Source organism: Streptomyces sp. NPDC058045 (assembly GCF_042885635.1).
Classification (GTDB): Bacteria; Actinomycetota; Actinomycetes; order Streptomycetales; family Streptomycetaceae; genus Streptomyces.
This window is the reverse complement of the sequence record NZ_JBHVRR010000041.1, coordinates 33,051-52,626: the sequence shown is the minus strand read 5'-3', so window position 1 is coordinate 52,626 and position 19,576 is coordinate 33,051. Positions and strand designations below refer to the sequence as shown.

The 19,576-nt window shown below is 70.4% G+C and carries 14 protein-coding genes and 1 tRNA gene; 9 read left to right on the top strand and 6 right to left on the bottom strand.

Going from position 1 to position 19,576, the window contains the following annotated elements; genetic code table 11:
• Positions 1 to 170: 170 nt before the first annotated feature.
• Positions 171 to 2,828, bottom strand: a complete 2,658-nt coding sequence (gene polA, locus ACFVST_RS22450) for a DNA polymerase I (protein ID WP_390154803.1) — start codon at positions 2,826 to 2,828, stop codon at positions 171 to 173.
• Positions 2,829 to 3,231: 403 nt separating this feature from the next.
• Between polA and ACFVST_RS22445 the strand changes: the two genes are divergently transcribed.
• The 6 genes from ACFVST_RS22445 (at position 3,232) to ACFVST_RS22420 (ending at position 10,261) form a co-directional block, all read left to right on the top strand.
• Positions 3,232 to 3,693, top strand: coding sequence for a PaaI family thioesterase (locus ACFVST_RS22445; protein ID WP_390154794.1), 462 nt, complete (start codon positions 3,232 to 3,234; stop codon positions 3,691 to 3,693).
• A 795-nt stretch (positions 3,694 to 4,488) separates the two neighbouring features.
• Positions 4,489 to 5,736, top strand: a complete 1,248-nt coding sequence (locus ACFVST_RS22440; RefSeq protein WP_390154792.1) for a branched-chain amino acid ABC transporter substrate-binding protein — start codon at positions 4,489 to 4,491, stop codon at positions 5,734 to 5,736.
• Between the two features lie 136 nt (positions 5,737 to 5,872).
• Complete coding sequence (locus ACFVST_RS22435; protein WP_390154789.1) at positions 5,873 to 6,802, top strand: branched-chain amino acid ABC transporter permease; 930 nt, start codon at positions 5,873 to 5,875, stop codon at positions 6,800 to 6,802.
• 5 nt (positions 6,803 to 6,807) lie between these two features.
• Positions 6,808 to 8,646: a branched-chain amino acid ABC transporter permease gene (locus tag ACFVST_RS22430; protein ID WP_390154787.1), complete on the top strand. Its 1,839-nt coding sequence runs from the start codon at positions 6,808 to 6,810 to the stop codon at positions 8,644 to 8,646.
• Positions 8,647 to 8,648: 2 nt separating this feature from the next.
• A complete protein-coding gene (locus tag ACFVST_RS22425) occupies positions 8,649 to 9,548 on the top strand; it encodes an ABC transporter ATP-binding protein (RefSeq protein ID WP_390154784.1) in 900 nt (299 codons plus the stop codon).
• The gene (locus ACFVST_RS22420; protein ID WP_390154781.1) at positions 9,545 to 10,261 is read left to right on the top strand and encodes an ABC transporter ATP-binding protein; all 717 of its coding nucleotides are present in this window, start codon (positions 9,545 to 9,547) and stop codon (positions 10,259 to 10,261) included. Before ACFVST_RS22425 ends, ACFVST_RS22420 begins: the two co-directional genes overlap by 4 nt.
• An 84-nt stretch (positions 10,262 to 10,345) precedes the next feature.
• Here ACFVST_RS22420 and ACFVST_RS22415 read toward each other — a convergent pair whose 3' ends face one another.
• Complete coding sequence (locus tag ACFVST_RS22415) at positions 10,346 to 11,002, bottom strand: ANTAR domain-containing response regulator (protein ID WP_390154778.1); 657 nt, start codon at positions 11,000 to 11,002, stop codon at positions 10,346 to 10,348.
• A 107-nt stretch (positions 11,003 to 11,109) separates the two neighbouring features.
• Here ACFVST_RS22415 and ACFVST_RS22410 point away from each other — a divergent pair.
• Together ACFVST_RS22410 and ACFVST_RS22405 are read left to right on the top strand one after the other, a co-directional pair.
• Positions 11,110 to 11,182: transfer RNA gene (locus ACFVST_RS22410), tRNA-Leu, on the top strand.
• Between the two features lie 108 nt (positions 11,183 to 11,290).
• The gene (locus ACFVST_RS22405) at positions 11,291 to 12,055 is read left to right on the top strand and encodes a transcriptional regulator (protein ID WP_390154775.1); all 765 of its coding nucleotides are present in this window, start codon (positions 11,291 to 11,293) and stop codon (positions 12,053 to 12,055) included.
• Between the two features lie 14 nt (positions 12,056 to 12,069).
• Here the strand turns inward: ACFVST_RS22405 and pyk are convergent, their stop codons facing one another.
• Complete coding sequence (gene pyk, locus ACFVST_RS22400; RefSeq protein WP_390154772.1) at positions 12,070 to 13,506, bottom strand: pyruvate kinase; 1,437 nt, start codon at positions 13,504 to 13,506, stop codon at positions 12,070 to 12,072.
• 256 nt (positions 13,507 to 13,762) lie between these two features.
• Positions 13,763 to 14,518 carry an SIMPL domain-containing protein gene (locus ACFVST_RS22395; RefSeq protein WP_390154769.1) on the bottom strand — a complete coding sequence of 252 codons (756 nt, stop codon included), beginning with the start codon at positions 14,516 to 14,518 and terminating at the stop codon, positions 13,763 to 13,765.
• A 165-nt stretch (positions 14,519 to 14,683) separates the two neighbouring features.
• Here ACFVST_RS22395 and ACFVST_RS22390 point away from each other — a divergent pair, with 165 nt between their 5' ends.
• Entirely contained in the window at positions 14,684 to 16,492 is a 1,809-nt protein-coding gene (locus ACFVST_RS22390) for a bifunctional metallophosphatase/5'-nucleotidase (protein WP_390154766.1), read from the top strand.
• Here the strand turns inward: ACFVST_RS22390 and ACFVST_RS22385 are convergent.
• Entirely contained in the window at positions 16,489 to 17,937 is a 1,449-nt protein-coding gene (locus ACFVST_RS22385) for a lysine N(6)-hydroxylase/L-ornithine N(5)-oxygenase family protein (RefSeq protein ID WP_390154764.1), read from the bottom strand. The two genes, ACFVST_RS22390 and ACFVST_RS22385, sit on opposite strands and share 4 nt — an antisense overlap.
• Positions 17,937 to 19,436, bottom strand: coding sequence for a pyridoxal phosphate-dependent decarboxylase family protein (locus ACFVST_RS22380; protein WP_390154762.1), 1,500 nt, complete (start codon positions 19,434 to 19,436; stop codon positions 17,937 to 17,939). Before ACFVST_RS22380 ends, ACFVST_RS22385 begins: the two co-directional genes overlap by 1 nt.
• Positions 19,437 to 19,576: the final 140 nt, after the last annotated feature.

Genomic DNA, 19,576 nt, shown 5'->3' with positions numbered 1-19,576 from the left:
TGACTGTTGTACCGGTAATTCGGATGGTTCGGGGGGCTGGTAGCGAGTTCGGCCGCGGGATTCCGGTCGGAGCTCCGGCGGCGGAACGTCAGCGCGTCAAGGGGAATCGCCCGGCGTGTCCGGTCGTTCGGCCGACGTGCCGTCAGTGGGCGCGCCGTCAGTCGGCGCCGTCAGTGGGCGGCGGACTCCCAGTCCGGGCCGACGCCCACGGAGACGTCGAGCGGGGCGCGGAGGTCGGCGGCGGCCGGCATCTCCCGGCGCAGCAGTTCCTCGACGGCCTTCCGCTCGCCGGGGGCGATCTCCAGCACGATCTCGTCATGCACCTGGAGCAGCATCCGGGAGCTCAACTCCGCCTCGGTGAGCGCCTTGTCCACCCGCAGCATGGCGATCTTGACGATGTCGGCGGCGGTGCCCTGGATGGGCGCGTTGAGCGCCATCCGCTCGGCCATCTCGCGGCGCTGGCGGTTGTCGCTGTTGAGGTCGGGCAGATAGCGGCGGCGGCCCAGCATCGTCTCGGTGTACCCGGTGGCGCGGGCCTCCTCGACGACGCGGTGGAGGTAGTCCCGTACGCCGCCGAAGCGTTCGAAGTAGGTGTCCATCAGGGCGCGCGCCTCACCGGCCTCGATGCCCAACTGCTGGGACAGCCCGAACGCGGACAGCCCGTACGCCAGGCCGTACGACATGGCCTTGATCTTGCGGCGCATCTCCGGGTCGACCGCGTCCCGTGCCACGCCGAACACCTGGGAGGCGACGGTGGAGTGCAGGTCCTCGCCGGAGGTGAAGGCCTCGATGAGGCCGGCGTCCTCGGAGAGGTGCGCCATGACGCGCAGCTCGATCTGGCTGTAGTCGGCCGTCATCAGCGACTCGAAGCCCTCACCGACGACGAAGCCGCGGCGGATGGCGCGGCCCTCGTCGGTGCGGACCGGGATGTTCTGCAGATTGGGCTCGGTGGAGGAGAGACGGCCGGTGGCGGCGACGGTCTGGTTGAACGTGGTGTGGATACGGCCGTCGCCCGCGATGGTCTTCACCAGGCCCTCGACGGTGACCCGCAACCGGGCCTGCTCGCGGTGGCGCAGCATGATGACGGGCAGCTCGTGGTCGGTCTGGGTGGCGAGCCAGGCCAGGGCGTCGGCGTCGGTGGTGAAGCCGGTCTTGGTCTTCTTCGTCTTGGGCAGCGCCAACTCCCCGAAGAGGACCTCCTGGAGCTGCTTGGGCGAGCCGAGGTTGAACTCATGACCGACGGAGGCGTGCGCCTCCTTCACCGCCTGCTGGACGGCGGCGGCGAAGGTCTGCTCCATGGCCTGGAGGTGGCCGCGGTCGGCGGCGATGCCGTGCCGTTCGAGTCGGGCCAGCAGGGCGGACGTCGGCAGCTCGACATCGGTGAGGAGATCGGCGGCGCCGACCTCGGGCAGCCGCTCCCCGAAGGCCTCGCCCAGGTCGAGCACGGTACGCGCCTGCACCATCAGGGCCTGGGCCTCGGCCTCCTCCTCGGCGCCGAAGGCGAGTTGCCCGTCGGCCGCGGCGGGGGCCAGCTCCCGGCCCAGGTACTCCAGGGCGAGCGCGTCCAGGGCGAAGGAGCGGCGGCCGGGCTTGACCAGGTACGCGGCGAGCGCGGTGTCCATGGTGACGCCCTCGATGCGCCAGCCGTGCTCGGCGAAGACCCGCATGGCGCCCTTGGCGTTGTGCAGGACCTTGGGCGCGGCCGGGTCGGCGAGCCACCCGGCGAAGGCGTTCTCGTCGGCCTGGTCGAGCTGGGCCGGGTCGAACCAGGCGGCGGCACCGCCCGCGGTGGCCAGCGCCACCTCGCCGACCGAGCCGGTGCCGAGCTGCCAGGTGTCGACGGTGGCCATCCCCAGTACGGCGGCGCCGTGCTCCGCCAGCCAGGGCGCCAGCTCCCCGGTGCCGAGGACGCTGCCGTCGACCTCGATCTCCGCGGTGGGCGCCGGGGTGTCCGCCACCGCGCCCGGGTCGACGGCGAGCAGACGCTCACGCAGCGAGGGGTTCCGGATCTCCAGGGTGTCCAGGACCAGGGCCAGCGCCTTGCGGTCGTACGGGGCGCGGGCTAGGTCGGCGACGGTCCTGGGGAGGGCGACGTCGCGGACCATCTCGGTGAGGCGGCGGTTGAGCTTCACGGCCTCCAGGTGGTCGCGGAAGTTCTGCCCGGCCTTGCCCTTGACCTCGTCGGCGCGCTCCACCAACTCCGCGAAGGAACCGAACTGGTTGATCCACTTCGCGGCGGTCTTCTCGCCGACGCCGGGGATGCCGGGGAGGTTGTCCGAGGGGTCGCCGCGCAGCGCCGCGTAGTCCGGGTACTGGGCCGGGGTCAGGCCGTACTTCTCCTGGACCTTCTCCGGGGTGAAGCGGGTCAGCTCGGAGACGCCCTTGGTGGGGTAGAGCACCGTGACGTGGTCGGTGATGAGCTGGAAGGAGTCCCGGTCGCCGGTGACGATCAGCACCTCGAAGCCGGCCGCCTCGGCCTGGGTGGCGAGGGTGGCGATCACGTCGTCCGCCTCGAAGCCCTCGACCGCGAACCGCTCCGCGTGCATCGCGTCCAGCAGCTCACCGATCAGCTCCACCTGGCCCTTGAACTCGTCGGGCGTCTTGGAGCGGTTGGCCTTGTACTCGGTGAACTCCTCGGCGCGCCAGGTCTTCCGGGACACGTCGAACGCCACCGCGAAGTGGGTGGGCTCCTCGTCCCGGAGGGTGTTGGCCAGCATGGAGGCGAAGCCGTAGATGGCGTTGGTGGGCTGGCCGGTGGCGGTGGTGAAGTTCTCCGCGGGCAGCGCGAAGAACGCCCGGTACGCCAGGGAGTGGCCGTCCATGAGCATCAGGCGGGGGCGGACGCCGTGGGCCCGGGCCTCGGCGGCGGCCTCCTCGGCCTGCGCCACGGCGCTCGCCGCGGGCTCGGTCTGCTGGGGCTGCTGGGTCTGCTGCGCTGCTTTCTCTGCCACGGGTCCGATCCTGCCACGCCCCACCGACAGCGCGGCCCGCCCTCCGTACCCGCACGGCCCCGGCCCGCCAGGTCGTGTCCGGAGAGTCCCGCCGGGAGCCCGCCGCACCGGTCCCGGCTGTGGGCCGGGCACCCCGCCCGGGGGTCCGCCGCGGTGCGCCTGGAACAATCCGCAGCAGCCTAAGCAATTGCTCAGGCACACCGGTCGCCAGAAGTGCGGGAGTCCCGTTCCCGCCCGAAGGCCCAGAAGACCCAGAAGACCCGAAGAACGGAGCCGGCCCATGGGCGAGCAGCAGACCGTGAAGTTCCCGCAGAAGGTCATCGACGAGTACGCGGCGCTCGGCGTCGACCTGCCCGCCCTGTTCTCGGCCGGCCGCCTCGGCGAGCGGATGGGCGTGCGGATCCTGGAGGCCGCCGCGGACCGGGTGGTGGGCACCATGCCGGTGGAGGGCAACACCCAGCCGTACGGGCTGCTGCACGGCGGGGCCTCCGCGGTGCTGGCCGAGACCCTGGGCTCGGTCGGCTCGATGCTGCACGGCGGCCCCTCGAAGCTCGCCGTCGGCGTGGACCTCAACTGCACCCACCACCGCTCGGCCCACTCCGGTGTGGTCACCGGGGTCGCGACCCCGGTGCACCGCGGCCGGTCCACCGCCACCTACGAGATCGTGATCACCGACGAGGCGGACCGCCGGGTCTGCACCGCCCGTCTCACCTGCCTCCTCCGGGACGCCTCCGCAGCGTGACCGCCTGATCACCCAGGGGCCCAACTCCCGCTCACACAGCCCCGGTTGACGTGCCGCCCGGGGCCGCGGCCACCGATCACCGGCCGCCTCGGGCACCGTCTCCGCCGCCCACCCCGTACCCGTCACAGACCGTGTCCGTCCGCTATGCGGGCAGCCGGTCGCGCGTACCGGTGGGCGGTCGTGGTTCCGGCTCCGGGATCGCATAGGCCGCCGGGGGCGGGCGGGGAACGCGGTGTGCGCGGCGCCGGTCACCGGGGTGCGGATCGACGCCTACTCCCGGGCTCCCGGGGCCACTTCCTCACCTCGGGCGCCTTTCACACCGAAATCGGGAAACCGGCGCAGGAATCGCATCACCATGCGCGAAGAGGAATGCACCCGCACTCATCGGAATGCCGGACTCCCTTTCCCCGGAGTAACTCTGCGTGATTTTCCGGCAAAGCAGCGGCGGAGTTTCATCCCGGGACGGAACCACCCGAAGGCACTCTCCATCTCCCTCGGCCGGACCCGCTCGCCGGTCTCCCCGTCATGACCAAAACGAGCCGACAGTCCTGCCGGTAAAGCCGCGTCGGACACCCCGACCAGGAGCCATCCCCGGCCAATCGACCAGCCGGATTTCCGCCGGTAATCCCCAGCGGCATAACAAGAACGTCACAGCCTTGGCCAGACCACTCCTCTCCCCACAAAGGCGCGCTTAGAGTCACGGCCAGTCACCGCGCCACCGGATTCCTCGTCAGTTCGGTTCCAGCGCTCAACTCGGCGCCCGACAGGGAGCCGTGCCAGGGGAAAGGACTGAACGTGCGCCAACGTTCGCTCATAGCCATCACCGCCGCTCTCACCGCGGGGGCCCTCACCCTCACCGCCTGCGGTTCCCGCGGCGACAAGAAGGACGACGGGGGATCGGGCGGCGGCACCACCGTCGTCATCGGCGTGGACGCTCCGCTGACCGGCGACCTCTCCGCGCTGGGTGTCGGTATCCGCAACTCCGTGGACCTGGCGGCCAAGCAGGCCAACGCCAAGAAGTTCGTGGACGGTGTGACCTTCAAGATCGAGGCCCTCGACGACCAGGCCCAGGCCTCCTCCGGCCAGACCAACGCCACCAAGTTCGTCGGCGACAAGAAGGTCCTCGGCGCGGTCGGCCCCCTCAACTCCAACGTCGCCGAGTCCATGCAGAAGGTCTTCGACGACGCCGGCCTCGTACAGGTCTCCCCCGCCAACACCAACCCGGCCCTCACCCAGGGCAAGGACTGGAACGGCGGCACCAAGAAGCGCCCGTACGCCTCCTACTTCCGCACCTGCACCACCGACGCCGTGCAGGGCCCCTTCGCCGCGCAGTACCTCTTCGACAAGGCGAAGAAGAAGAAGGTCTTCATGATCGACGACAAGAAGACCTACGGCGCCGGCCTCGCCGGCACCTTCCGGACGGAGTTCACCAAGCTCGGCGGCAAGGTCGTCGGCACCGAGCACGTCAACCCGGACACCAAGGACTTCTCCGCCGTCGTCACCAAGGTGAAGAACTCCGGTGCGGACGTGGTCTACTACGGCGGCGAGTACCCCGTGTCCGGCCCCCTGAGCAAGCAGATCAAGCAGGCCGGGGCCAAGATCCCGCTGGTCGGCGGTGACGGCATGTACAGCGCGGACTACATCAAGCTCTCCGGCAAGGAGGGCAAGGGCGACTACTCGACCTCCGTCGGCCAGCCCGTCGAATCGCTGCCGTCCGCCAAGGAGTTCGTGGCCAACTACAAGAAGGCCGGCTACAAGGAGGCCTTCGAGGCCTACGGCGGCTACTCCTACGACTCCGCCTGGTCGATCATCGAGGCCGTCAAGAAGGTCGTCGACGACAACGACGGCAAGCTGCCCGACGACGCCCGCGCCCAGGTCATCAAGGCCATGAGCAAGGTGTCCTTCGACGGTGTGACCGGCAAGGTCTCCTTCGACCAGTACGGCGACGCCACCAACAAGACCCTCACGGTCTACGAGGTCAAGAACACCGCGGACCCGGCCACCGGCTGGAAGGCCGTGGAGTCCGGAACCTTCGCCGGCTGACCCACCGAGAACACCACCCACCGCGCGGGGCCGCTGTCAGCCGGCGCCCCGCGCGGTGCCGTATCCGCCGTCACCCCCGGCACCCGGCGGCCCCGCACGGCACCGGAACCACACCGAAAGACACGGAGGACCCGCGGTGCACGAACTGCCGCAACAGTTGGTCAACGGCCTGCTACTGGGATCCATGTACGGCCTGATCGCCATCGGCTACACAATGGTCTACGGCATCGTCCAACTCATCAACTTCGCCCACGGCGAGATCTTCATGACCGGGGGCTTCGGCGCCCTCACCGTCTGGCTCAGCCTCCCCGACGGCACCACGATGTGGCTGGCGCTGCCGCTGATGCTCATCGGTGCCATCGTTGTCTCCACCCTGATCGCCGTCGGCGCGGAACGTTTCGCCTATCGGCCGCTGCGCGGCGCGCCCCGCCTCGCGCCGCTGATCACCGCGATCGGCCTCTCCCTGGCGCTCCAGCAGGCCGTGTGGGCCTGGTACCCCGGCGCCAAGTCCGCCAGGACCTTCCCCGAGATACCCGGCGGCCCCTTCCACCTCGGCAGCGTCACCATCCAGACCGGCGACATCTTCCTCATCAGCGCCGCCCCGGTGTCCATGCTGATCCTCGGCTGGTTCGTGATGAAGACCCGCGTCGGCCGCGGGATGCAGGCCACCGCCCAGGACCCGGACACCGCCAAGCTGATGGGCATCAACACCGACCGCGTCATCGTCATCGCGTTCGCCCTCGGCGCCGCCTTCGCCGGTATCGCCGCCGTCGCCTACGGCCTCAAGTACGGCCAGGTCAACTTCAAGATGGGCTTCATCCTCGGTCTGAAGGCCTTCACCGCCGCGGTCCTCGGCGGCATCGGCAACATCTACGGCGCCATGATCGGCGGTGTGGTGCTCGGCGTCGCCGAAGCCCTCACCACGGCCTACGTCACCGACATCCCCGGTATGCAGCAACTCGGCGGCCAGACCTGGGCCGACGTCTGGGCCTTCGTACTCCTCATCGTCGTGCTCCTCGTCAGGCCCCAGGGCATCCTCGGCGAGCGCGTCGCGGACAGGGCGTGATCACCATGAACACACCGACCACCCAGACCCCGGCCGACGCCCCCGGCACCACCGCGGCCCCCGCGCCCGCCGGGCTGATCCCGCTGCCCGAGTCCCTGGCCCGCGCCCTGGCCACCGCGGGCGGCGCCCTCACCGTCGTCGCCTGCCTCCTCGCCTGGACCTGGACCTCGTCCTTCCCCGGCGACCTCACCGTCTACGGCTACCCGGGCGGCCTCCAGTGGCTCGTCCTGATCGCCGGCGCCCTCACCACCGTCCTCGGTGTCGCCTCGTACGGCGTCAAGGGCTTCCGGGTCCTCACCCCCGCCGGTGCCGACCCGGCGCTGCGGCTCGGTGCGCTGGCCGCGTTCACCACCGCCTGGTACACGATCATCGCCATCAGCACCGAACTCGGCGGTCTGGCCAACCTGGAGCCGGGCGGCTGGGTCGTCGCCGTCACCAGCCTGGTAGCCCTGCTCGGCGCGCTCGCGCTGCCCTACCAGCGGCCCGAGACCTACCCGCCCGACCCGGAGGACACCGCCTGGGAGCAGGCGATGCACCGCGGGCGCAACGCCTGGGCCGGGGTCAAGGCCGGCTTCGCCGCGCCCGCCCCCAAGGCCCCCGCGCAGCTCCCCGTCTGGATGGAACTGCTCGCCATCCTCGCCGCCCTCGCCGTCGGCCTGCTCGTCTTCACCTACGGCATCGGCACCGAGTACGACGAGTTGTTCATCGGCTTCCTGCTCACCACCGGCTTCGGCTTCGCCGCGCTCAACAAGTCCGGGCTGATCCCCCAACTCACCACCCTCAGCGGCCGGCACCGCACCTTCACCCTCATCGGGTCCTTCATCGCCGCCGCCCTCTTCCCCTTCACACAGTCCAGCGACCAGTACGCCACCCTCGGCGCGTACATCCTGATCTTCGCCACCGTCGCCCTCGGACTGAACATCGTCGTCGGCCTCGCCGGCCTGCTCGACCTCGGGTACGTCGCCTTCCTCGGCGTCGGCGCCTACGCCGCCTCGATGGTCTCCGGCTCGCCCTACTCGCCGTTCGACATCCACCTCCCCTTCTGGGGCGCGATCCTCGTCGGCGCCGCCGCCTCCCTGGTCTTCGGTGTGCTCATCGGCGCCCCGACCCTGCGGCTGCGCGGCGACTACCTCGCCATCGTCACCCTCGGCTTCGGTGAGATCTTCCGGATCGCCGCCAACAACCTCGACGGCACCTCGGGCCCCGACATCACCAACGGGTCCAACGGCATCTCGTCCATCCCGGACCTCAACATCCTCGGCCTGGACTTCGGCAAGGCCCACAGCGTCGGCGGCTTCGACATCGGCCGCTTCGCCAACTACTTCCTGCTGATGCTGCTGATCACCCTCGTCGTGGTCCTCGTCTTCCGCCGCAGCGGGGACTCCCGCATCGGCCGCGCCTGGGTCGCCATCCGCGAGGACGAGACCGCCGCACTCGCCATGGGCATCAACGGCTTCCGGGTCAAGCTCATCGCGTTCGCCCTCGGCGCCTCCCTCGCCGGACTCGCCGGCACCGTCCAGGCGCACGTCACCTACACCGTGACGCCCGAGCAGTACCAGTTCGCCAACTCGGTGCCGCCGAACTCCGCGTTCCTGCTCGCCGCCGTCGTCCTCGGCGGCATGGGCACCATCAGCGGACCCCTCATCGGCGCCTCGCTGCTCTACCTCATCCCCAACAAGCTCCAGTTCCTCGGGGACTACCAGCTCTTCGCCTTCGGCCTCGCCCTGGTGATCCTGATGCGCACCCGCCCCGAAGGCCTCATCCCCAACCGCCGCCGCCAACTGGAGTTCCACGACAGCGAACCGGCCACCGCCACCCCCGCCCTCGGCAAGACAGGGGCCTGACCATGACCACCACCCACACCGCCCCCGACACCGCCACCATCCTCGACGCCCGCGGCGTCACCATGCGCTTCGGCGGCCTCACCGCGGTACGCGGAGTCGACCTCACCGTCGGCTCCGGCGAGATCGTCGGCCTGATCGGACCCAACGGCGCCGGGAAGACCACCTTCTTCAACTGCCTCACCGGGCTCTACACGCCCACCGAGGGCGAGGTCCGCTACCGCGGCACCAAGCTCCCCGCGAAGTCCTTCAAGGTCACCGCGGCCGGCGTCGCCCGCACCTTCCAGAACATCCGCCTCTTCGGCAATATGACCGTCCTGGAGAACGTGCTCGTCGGCCGCCACACCCGCACCAAGGAAGGACTCTGGTCCGCCCTGCTGCGCGGCCCCGGATTCCACCGCGCCGAGCAGGCCAGCCGTGAACGGGCCACCGAACTCCTGGAGTTCGTCGGCCTCGCCGAGAAGGCCGACCACCTCGCGCGCAACCTCCCCTACGGCGAGCAGCGCAAACTGGAGATCGCCCGCGCCCTCGCCAGCGAACCCGGACTGCTGCTGCTGGACGAACCCACCGCGGGCATGAACCCGCAGGAGACCCGCGCCACCGAGGAACTGGTCTTCGCCATCCGCGACCAGGGCATCGCCGTCCTCGTCATCGAGCACGACATGCGCTTCATCTTCAACCTCTGCGACCGGGTCGCCGTCCTCGTCCAGGGCCAGAAGCTCGTCGAAGGCGACAGCGCCACCGTCCAGGCCGACGAGCGCGTCATCGCGGCCTACCTCGGCGAACCCATCGAGGGCGACCCCGGGCAGGCCGAGGCCGCCGAGGTCGCCGAGGCGGAAGCCGCAGCCCACAAGAACGCCACCGGCACCCCCGCCGCGGAGAACGCCGAGGAGAACGACCGATGACCGCACTCCTCGAAGTCGAAGACCTGCGCGTCTCCTACGGCAAGATCGAAGCCGTCAAAGGCATCAGCTTCACCGTCGACACCGGCGAGGTCGTCACCCTCATCGGCACCAACGGCGCCGGGAAGACCACCACCCTGCGCACCATCAGCGGGCTGCTGAAACCCACCGCGGGCCAGATACGGTTCGGCGGCAAGCCGCTGCGCCGCTACCGCCCCGACCAGATCGTCGCCCTCGGCCTCGCCCACTCCCCCGAGGGCCGGCACATCTTCCCCAGCATGACCATCGAGGACAACCTCCGCCTCGGTGCCTACCTCCGCAACGACCGCGCCGGGATCGAAGCCGACATCCGCAAGGCCTACGACCTCTTCCCCATCCTCGGGGAGCGCCGCCGCCAGGCCGCCGGCACCCTGTCCGGCGGTGAGCAGCAGATGCTCGCCATGGGCAGGGCCCTGATGTCGCAGCCGCGGCTGCTGATGCTGGACGAACCCAGCATGGGCCTCTCGCCGATCATGATGCAGAAGATCATGTCGACCATCGCGGAGCTGAAGGCCCAGGGCACCACCATCCTCCTGGTCGAGCAGAACGCGCAGGCCGCGCTCTCCCTCGCCGACCAGGGCCACGTCATGGAGACCGGCAACGTCGTCCTCTCCGGCAGCGGCAGCAACCTCCTGCACGACGAGTCCGTCCGCAAGGCCTACCTCGGCGAGGACTGACCCGACCCGGAGCACGACTGAGGGGCCGCCCGACGGGCGGCCCCTCACTGCTGCGTAATCCGACCAACTCGGCGCGGTCCGGCCCTACTTGCCGTCCTTCGCCGCCTTCTTCTCCTCGGAGTCCTCGATCACGGCCTCCGCCACCTGCTGCATCGACATCCGCCGGTCCATCGACGTCTTCTGGATCCAGCGGAACGCGGCCGGCTCCGTCAGGCCGTACTCGGTCTGGAGGACCGACTTCGCCCTGTCCACCAGCTTCCGCGTCTCCAGGCGCTGGGAGAGGTCCGCGACCTCCTGCTCCAGCGCCCGCAACTCGGTGAACCGCGACACCGCCATCTCGATCGCCGGCACCACATCGCTCTTGCTGAACGGCTTCACCAGATACGCCATCGCCCCCGCGTCCCGCGCCCGTTCCACCAGATCGCGCTGCGAGAACGCGGTCAGCATCAGCACCGGCGCGATCGACTCCCCCGCGATCTTCTCCGCCGCCGAGATGCCGTCCATCTTGGGCATCTTCACATCGAGGATCACCAGGTCCGGGCGGTGCTCCCGGACCAGCTCCACCGCCCGCTCACCGTCCCCGGCCTCGCCGACGACGGTGTACCCCTCCTCCTCCAGCATCTCCTTCAGGTCCAGCCGGATCAGCGCCTCGTCCTCCGCGATGACCACACGGGTCGTCGACGGAGGCACATGCGGCTGGTCGCCGTCGACGGCGGGCTGGGACGACTCGGCGGCGCTCACGGGGGTTTCTCCTCGTTCGGGGCAGACAGGCACTGCTCCCAAGAGCGTACCTAGCTGGGGTATGGTGGTGGCACGGCGGGTTTTCCACCGCCTTCGTTTTGCAGGAAGCCTCGGTAGTCCAGCGGCAGAGACACGGTGCTCAAACCACCGACAGCGTGGGTTCGAATCCCACCCGAGGCACTTACCTTCGATTCCAAGGTCGCAAGCGAATCGCGGGAGTCCACTCGATCAAGGGAATCCCGCGAGATCGAGCCCCATTTCGCCCGTCTGTGCGGCAGCCTCGCGCACATGTACGACCTGAGTACCCGTCAGCACGCTCTCCGTCTCGTCGAACAGGGCCGGAGTCTGAACTCCGTCAGCAAGGAGACCGGGGTGTCCCGGTCGGCCATCCGTTCCTGGCTCGTGCGGATAGAGCCGCACATGCCCCAGAACCTCTGCGCTCGGTGCCGGAACGACCCGCCTTCTCCTGCCGACGCCTACTCCTATCTGCTCGGGCTCTACCTGGGCGACGGCAACATCAGTGAGAACCGCCGCGGTGTCTACGCACTGCGCATCGCGTGCGCGGACGCCTATCCGGGACTGATCACCGCATGTGAGCAAGCGATCCTGGCAGTGCACCCGCACAACCGCGTGTGCCGCGTCCAGAAGCCCGGCTGTGTGGCTGTGACGTCCTGGAGCAAGCACTGGCCCTGCCTCTTCCCCCAGCACGGGCCAGGTAAGAAGCATGAGCGGCCGATCGTGCTGGAGGAGTGGCAGCGGGTGGTGGTGGACGCGCATCCGTGGGAGTTCATCCGGGGGCTGATCCACTCCGACGGTTGCCGGATCACCAACTGGACGACGCGCATGGTGGCCGGCGAACGCAAGCGGTACGAGTATCCGCGGTACTTCTTCACCAACAAGTCCGATGACATCAGGCGGTTGTTCACCGACACCCTGGACGCGGTGGGGGTGGGCTGGACCACGCTGGCGCGGGGGTCCGCCCCGTTCAACGTGTCCGTCGCACGCAGGGACGCCGTCGCCCTGCTGGACGCGCGGGTGGGTCCCAAGTCCTAGGCGCCGGCCCGGAGTTACTTCGGGCCGTCGTCCTCGCCGATGTGGTGCACCCGGACCAGGTTGGTGCTGCCGGAGACCCCGGGAGGTGAGCCGGCGGTGATCACGACCACGTCGCCGCGGTCGGCCCGGCCGATCTTCAGCAGTTCCTCGTCGACCTGGCCGACCATGGCGTCGGTGGAGGCGACGCTCGGGCCGAGGAAGGTCTCCACGCCCCAGGTGAGGCTGAGTTGGGCCCGGGTGTCGGGGTCGGGGGTGAAGGCCAGCAGCGGGATGGGCGAGCGGTAGCGGGACAGGCGCCGCACCGTGTCGCCGGACTGTGTGAACGCGACGAGCAGGGTGGCGCCGAGGAAGTCGCCCATCTCGGCGGCGGCGCGGGCCACCGCACCGCCCTGGGTGCGGGGCTTGTTGTGCTCGGTGAGCGGCGGGAGGCCTTGGGCGAGGACGTCCTCCTCGGCGGCTTCCACGATCTTGGCCATGGTGCGGACCGTCTCCACCGGGTACTTGCCGACGCTGGTCTCGCCGGAGAGCATCACCGCGTCGGTGCCGTCGATCACCGCGTTGGCGACATCGGAGGCCTCGGCGCGGGTGGGCCGCGAGTTGTCGATCATCGAGTCCAGCATCTGGGTGGCGACGATCACCGGCTTCGCGTTGCGCCGGGCCAGGCTCACCGCGCGCTTCTGGACGATCGGCACCTGCTCCAGGGGCATTTCGACGCCGAGGTCGCCGCGGGCGACCATGATGCCGTCGAAGGCGGCGACGATCTCCTCGATATGCGCGACGGCCTGCGGCTTCTCCACCTTGGCGAGGACCGGGACGCGGCGGCCCTCCTCGTCCATGATGCGGTGCACCTCGCGGATATCCTCGCCGGTGCGGACGAAGGAGAGGGCGATGAGGTCGGCGCCGATGCGCAGGGCCCAGCGCAGGTCCTCCTCGTCCTTCTCGGAGAGCGCGGGGACGGAGACGGCGACTCCGGGGAGGTTGATGCCCTTGTGGTCGGAGACCAGGCCGCCCTCGATGACCCGGGTGCGCACCCGCGGGCCGTCGACTCCGGTGACCTCCAGGGTGACCTTTCCGTCGTCCACCAGGATGCGTTCACCGGTGGAGACATCGGCGGCGAGACCGGCGTACGTGGTGCCGCAGATGTGTTGATCGCCCGCGGTGTCCGGTTCCACGGTGATGGTGAATTCATCGCCGGGTTCGAGAAGTACGGGCCCTTCGGTGAAGTGGCCGAGGCGGATCTTCGGACCTTGAAGGTCGGCCAGGATGCCGATGGTGCGGCCGACTTCCTCGGCGGCTTTGCGGACTTGGTGGTAACGCTGCTCGTGGTCGGCGTGACCACCGTGGCTGAGGTTGAGGCGGGCCACGTCCATTCCGGCCGCTACGAGTGCGTTGATCTGCTCGTACGAGTCGGTGGCGGGGCCCAGGGTGCAGACGATTTTTGCTCGGCGCATAAGCCGACCCTAGGCCTTACCGACGGGTAGATAATCAGCGTCCGGTGACCGGGGAACATCCTTTGCATTAAAGGCTGTTGACGACTATTGAATTGTGCGGGGCCTTGCTCCGATGAGCGCCCTGTACCGGCTCTATACGGGATCCATACGGGACAGAACGCCGTGCGGCCGGGAATTGCGACACTGAATGCCAGAATTCCCGGCACTGAATGCCGCGTTGTTCCCGGCCCTCGATTCGCCGAATCGGGCGCCCGGTTCACAGCCGGGGCGGCGCCATGGTGAAGCGGGCGTTGACCTGAGCGCGCACAGTCTGCCGCTGCGGCTCCAGATCCAGCGGCGGCGCCTCGGTCGGCGCTCCCCCGTAGGCGGCGCGCACACCCGGCGGCAGCCCGGCCGCGGCGGCGGGATAGGGGACCGCGACCTGCTCCGCGCCGATGTCGGCGAGTTCGACGAGGGCGACCAGCCGGGTGCCGAGGGCCTCGGCGTACTCGCGGGCCCGGCGCACCGCGTCATGGACGGCCTCCTGCCGGGCTCTGGCGTGGGCGGGCGAGTCGGTCCGCAGCCGCCACCAGGGTCCGGAGACCTGGGTGAGTTCCTGGTCGGCGAGGCGGGTGGTGAGTTCACCGAGGGTGGTGAAGTCGGCCATCTCCACGGTGAGATGGACCCGCCCGTGGTAGGCGCGGACCCGTTCGCCGCGGCCGCCCTTGACCAGTTCGGGGGTGACGGAGAAGGCACCGGTCTCGGTGGTGACGTCGTCGTAGCGGGCCAGCAGGTCGAGGACGGCGCGGTTGCGGCGGGTGAGGTCGTCGAGGGTGGTGCGGCGGTCCGGGCCGCGGGCGCCCACCGAGATGCCGACCCGGGCCAGTTCGGGGTCCACTTCGAGGTGGGCCGCGCCACGGACCGCGACCCGGGGTGCGGCGGGGGTGCCGTAGGGGACGGCCGGATCGGGGGTGGTGTCGGGGGCGGGGTCGGGGGCGAACGGGTTGCCGTCGACCGGCGTCGGTGTGCTCATGGGGCAACTCTGCACGCTGGCACGGTCGTCGCTCCACTTCCCGGTCACCGGATCGCAATGTGCACAGGGTGTCGTCCGGCTACGGGTCTGCGGAAGAATCTACGCGCGTCGCCGGTTCCCGACACCGGTGCCAACGCTCGTCGGCGACCAGGAGAAGGAGACGGAATGCCGCTCGACAGAAGGAAGTTCCTCGGCCGGTCCGCCGCCACGGGGGCGGGGATGGCGCTGGCGGGTTCCGCGGTGGCGCCCGCCGCGGCCGCGGGACCGGGCCGCGCCGACAGCGCGTCCGCGGAGAAGCGGTACTCGTTCACCGTGATGGGCACCACCGACCTGCATGGAAACGCCGTCAACTGGGACTACTTCACCGACCGCGAGTTCGACGACAAGAACCACAACGACGTCGGACTGGCGAAGATCTCCACCCTTGTCGACCAGGTGCGCCGGGACCGCGGCCGTGGCAACACCCTGCTGATCGACGCGGGCGACACCATCCAGGGCACCCAACTCGCCTACTACTACGCCCGGGTGGACCCGATCACCGCCGAGCGCGGCCCGGTGCACCCGATGGCCAAGGCGATGAACGCCATCGGCTACGACGCGGCGGCGCTCGGCAACCACGAGTTCAACTACGGCATCGAACTGCTGCGGAAGTTCCAGGAGCAGTGCCACTTCCCGCTGGTGGCGGCGAACGCCCTGCACGCCAAGTCGCAGCGGCCCGCCTTCCAGCCGTTCGTGATCAAGCGGCTGCGCACCCTGCACGGGCGGGATGTGCGGGTGGCCGTACTGGGCCTGACCAATCCGGGCATCGCCGTCTGGGACAAGGCCAATGTGCAGGGCAAGATGACCTTCCCGGGGCTGGAGGAGCAGGCCGCGGTGTGGGTGCCCAAGCTGCGGTCGATGGGCGCCGACGTGGTCATCGTCTCCGCGCACTCCGGCACCAGCGGCACCTCCTCCTACGGCGACCAGCTTCCGTATGTGGAGAACGCGGCGGTCAATGTGGCCGAGCAGGTGCCGGGGATCGACGCGATCCTGGTGGGGCACGCCCATGTGGAGATCCCCGAACGGCGCGTGCTGAACAAGGAGTCGGGCCGGGAGGTCGTGCTCTCGGAGCCGCTGATGTGGGGTGAGCGGCTGACCGTCTTCGACTTCGATCTGGTGTGGTCGAAGGGCCGTTGGACGGTGGAGCGTGCCGCGTCGAGCCTGCTCAACTCCAACACCGCCGAGGAGGATCCGCGGATCACCGGGCTGCTCGCCGAGCAGCACCGCAAGGTGGTGGCGTACGTCAACCAGGTCATCGGCACCTGCACCGACGCGATGAGCACCGAGGAGGGCCCGTACAAGGACGTCCCGATCATCGACCTGATCAACCACGTCCAGACGGAGACGGTCCGGGCGGCCCTGGCCGGGGGCGAGTACGCGGAACTGCCGGTGCTGTCGCAGGCCTCCTGCTTCTCCCGGACGGCGAAGATCCCCGCGGGCGATGTCACCCTCAAGGACGCGGCCGGCCTCTATCCCTTCGAGAACACCCTGGAGGCGCGGCTGCTCACCGGGGCCCAGCTCCGGGAGTATCTGGAGTTCTCCGCGAAGTACTACGTGCGGACCGCGCCCGGCGCACCCGTCGACCCGGCGAAGCTCACCAACGCGGACAACACCCCGGACTACAACTACGACGCGGTGTCCGGCCTGAAGTACGACGTGGACATCGCGCAGCCGACCGGCTCCCGCATCAAGAACCTCACCTTCGACGGCCAACCCCTGGACGACAAGGCGCAGTTCGTCTTCGCCGTGAACAACTACCGGGCCAGCGGCGGCGGCAACTTCCCGCATGTGGCCAAGGCCAAGCAGTTGTGGGCCAATTCGGAGGAGATCCGCAACACCATCATCACCTGGGTGAAGGAGAAGAAGACCATCGACCCGGGCCAGTTCGCCTCCGCGGACTGGCAGTTGACCCGGGACGGCAAGCCGGTCTTCTAGCGGGCGACCGTGGTCCGCTCACCGTCCCCGACTCCGGTGCCCGGTACGGCGGTTCGCTGCGCGGGCGGGGAGTCGGCGGGGGCGGTGGGCAGGCCGAAGGTGGTGAAGGCGGTGCGCTCCGGCAAGGGGTAAGTGGCCCGCCCCGTAAGGTCGTTGAGGATTCGGGCGCTGCGCCAGGCGGCCAGCCCCAGATCCGGGGCGCCCACCCCGTGGGTGTGCCGTTCCGCGTTCTGGACGTAGAGCTGGTGGCCCGGTGGCAGCGGCGGGTCCAGGACCAGGCGGTGCTGCTCGTCGACCTCGGGTCTGCCCTGCGTGTCCCGGGCCAGCCGGCCGGCCAGCGGCTCCAGCAGCCGGTCCAGGGGGCGTTCGCGGTAGCCGGTGGCGAGGACCACCGCGTCCGTGGTGAGGCGGGATCGGGTCCGCTGCTGGAGGTGCTCCAGATGCAGCTCGATCCGGTCACCCGCCAGCCGCCCCGCCGTACGCACCCGCACCGCCGGCGTGAGTACCGCGTCCGGCCAACCGCCGTGCAGGCTGCGGCGGTACAGCTCGTCGTGGATGGCGCTGATGGTGTCGGTGTCGATGCCCTTGTGCAACTGCCACTGGTGCGGCACCAGTCGGTCCCGCTCCGACTGCGGCAGGGCGTGGAAGTAGCGGGTGTAGTCCGGGGTGAAGTGCTCAAGTCCCAGCCTGGAGTACTCCATTGGCGCGAAGGCCTCGCTGCGGGCCAGCCAGTGGATCGCCTCCCGGCCCTTCGGGCGCCGTCGCAGCAGGTCAAGGAAGATCTCGGCGCCCGACTGGCCCGAGCCGATCACGGTGATGTGGCCCGCGGTCAGCAGCTCCTCGCGGTGGCCCAGATAGTCCGCGGAGTGCACCACCGGCACCTGTGGGTCCTGGGCCAACGGCCGTAGCGGGCCCGGGACATGGGGCGCGGTTCCGACTCCGAGGACCACCGAGCGGGTGGTGGTGCGGCCCAGGGCCTCCACCTCGCCGTCCGCGTCGAGCCGGGTGAAGTCGACCTCGAACAGGCCGCGTTGCTCGGCGAAGCGGACGGTGTCGGCCTGGTGCCCGAAGCGGAGCGAGGGCAGTTGCCCGCTCACCCAGCGGCAGTAGGCGTCGTACTCGGCGCGGTGGATGTGGAAGCGCTCGGCGAAGTAGAAGGGGAAGAGGCGGTCGCGGGTGCGGAGGTAGCTGAGGAACGACCAGCGGCTCGCCGGGTCCGCGAGCGTCACCAGGTCGGCCAGGAAGGGGACTTGGAGGGTGGCGCCGTCCAGGAGCAGGCCCGGGTGCCAGTGGAAGGCGGGGCGCTGGTCGAGGAAGACGGCGTCCAGACCGGTCAGCGGTTCGGCGAGGGCCGCCAGCGAGAGGTTGAAGGGGCCGATGCCGATACCCACCAAGTCCCTTGCGGAGGCGGGGGGTTCGGGGGCCGATGGGGTCTGGGTGGGCATCAGTGGGTGGGTCCTTCCACCAGGTCGAGGAGTGCGGCGAGGTCGTCCGGGGTGGCGTGCGGATTGAGCAGCGTCGCCTTCAGCCACAGCCGCCCCCCGAGCCGCGCCCGCCCCAGTACGGCCCGCCCCTCGGTGAGCAACCGGCGCCGTACCAGGGCGACTTGGTCGTCCGTGGCGGCCGTGGGGCGGAACAGCACGGTGCTGATGGCGGGCTCCGCGTACAGCTCCAGCCCGGGGCGGGCGGTGATCTGGGCGGCGAAGGTGTGGGCCAGTGCGCAGACCGCGTCCAGATGGGCGGCGAGGCCCCGGCGGCCCAGGGCGCGCAGGGTGACGGCCACCTTGAGGATGTCCGGGCGGCGGGTGGTGCGCAGCGAGCGGCCGAGCAGATCGGGGAGTCCGGCCTCGGTGTCGTCGTCGGCGTTGAGGTAGTCGGCGCGGTGCCCCAGCGGGGCGAGATCGGCGGCGTCCCGGACCGTCAGCAGCCCGGCCGCGACCGGCTGCCAGCCCAGTTTGTGCAGGTCGAGGGTGACGGTGTGGGCGCGGTCCAGGCCGTCCAGAAGGTGCCGGTGGCGTTCGCTCAGCAGCAGCGGTCCGCCGTAGGCGGCGTCCACGTGCAGCCGGGCGCCGAAGCGGTCGCAGAGGTCGGCCACGGTGTGCAGCGGGTCGATGAGCCCGGCGTCGGTGGTGCCGGCGGTGGCGACCACCAGCAGCGGGCCGTCCGTCGGGGCTGCGGCACATGCCTCGGCGAGGGCCGCCGGGTCCAGGGTGCCGGTGGGCGCGGGCACGGTGAGCGGCGCGGGCAGGCCGAGCAGCCAGGCGGCGCGGTGCAGGGAGTGGTGGGCGTTCTCCCCGCAGATCAGGCGGACGGGGGCGGGGCGCGCCCGCTCCCGGGCGAGGAGCAGGGCGAGTTGGTTGGACTCGGTGCCGCCGGTGGTGACCAGCGCGTCCGGGCTGGCGGCGGCGGGATGCACCTCCGCGGCCAGCACCGCGGTCACCTCGTCCTCCAGTACGGAGGCGGCCGGGGCCTGGTCCCAGGAGTCCATCGACGGGTTGAGGACGGAGGCGGCGAGGTCCGCGGCGGCGGCCAACGCCAGCGGCGGGCAGTGCAGATGGGCCGCGCACAGCGGGTCGGCCGGGTCGGCGGCCCCCTCGGCGACGGCCCGCACCACAGCCCTCAGCGCCTCGGTCGCACCGGTGCCCTCCTCCGGCAGTACGGGACCGAGGGCGCCGCGCAGTGCGGCGGCGACCGCCGTGGGACCGCCGGCGGGGAGGGGCCCGCCGCGGGCCGCGGCGCCCTCACCCAGGGCGGACAGGGTGGCGGCCAGTAAGGGGGTGAGGGGGTGGTCCTCCGGTGCGGGGGGTGCGGCGGTGGTACGGCGGGGCGTCGACGCCAGCGGCTCCAACGGGGCGGCTGCCGGGTCGGGCCGGGTCGCGCCGCGCGCACCGGGGAGTGCGGGGCTCGCGGTGGTGGTACTGGCGGGCGTGGTGCCGGGGCACATGGGCGGGCGTCCTTCGGATGTACACGTACGGATGCGCCCACCTTCGCCGTTGACGCACCCCCACCGACCCCGAAGCGCCCCATCACGACCCGAAAGGGGGACCCGGCGAAACCGTCAACTCCGGTGCGGGGGCCGGGGAT

Excerpts from the sequence above, each read along its gene's own strand:
- ACFVST_RS22420 (WP_390154781.1), top strand. The coding sequence starts at position 9,545 with ATGACCGCACTCCTCGAAGTCGAAGACCTGCGCGTCTCCTACGGCAAG.
- ACFVST_RS22385 (WP_390154764.1), bottom strand. The coding sequence starts at position 17,937 with ATGCCCACCCAGACCCCATCGGCCCCCGAACCCCCCGCCTCCGCAAGG.
- ACFVST_RS22445 (WP_390154794.1), top strand. The coding sequence starts at position 3,232 with ATGGGCGAGCAGCAGACCGTGAAGTTCCCGCAGAAGGTCATCGACGAG.
- polA (WP_390154803.1), bottom strand. The coding sequence starts at position 2,828 with ATGCTCATGGACGGCCACTCCCTGGCGTACCGGGCGTTCTTCGCGCTG.
- ACFVST_RS22405 (WP_390154775.1), top strand. The coding sequence starts at position 11,291 with ATGTACGACCTGAGTACCCGTCAGCACGCTCTCCGTCTCGTCGAACAG.
- pyk (WP_390154772.1), bottom strand. The coding sequence starts at position 13,506 with ATGCGCCGAGCAAAAATCGTCTGCACCCTGGGCCCCGCCACCGACTCG.
- ACFVST_RS22390 (WP_390154766.1), top strand. The coding sequence starts at position 14,684 with ATGCCGCTCGACAGAAGGAAGTTCCTCGGCCGGTCCGCCGCCACGGGG.
- ACFVST_RS22425 (WP_390154784.1), top strand. The coding sequence starts at position 8,649 with ATGACCACCACCCACACCGCCCCCGACACCGCCACCATCCTCGACGCC.
- ACFVST_RS22430 (WP_390154787.1), top strand. The coding sequence starts at position 6,808 with ATGAACACACCGACCACCCAGACCCCGGCCGACGCCCCCGGCACCACC.
- ACFVST_RS22395 (WP_390154769.1), bottom strand. The coding sequence starts at position 14,518 with ATGAGCACACCGACGCCGGTCGACGGCAACCCGTTCGCCCCCGACCCC.
- ACFVST_RS22380 (WP_390154762.1), bottom strand. The coding sequence starts at position 19,436 with ATGTGCCCCGGCACCACGCCCGCCAGTACCACCACCGCGAGCCCCGCA.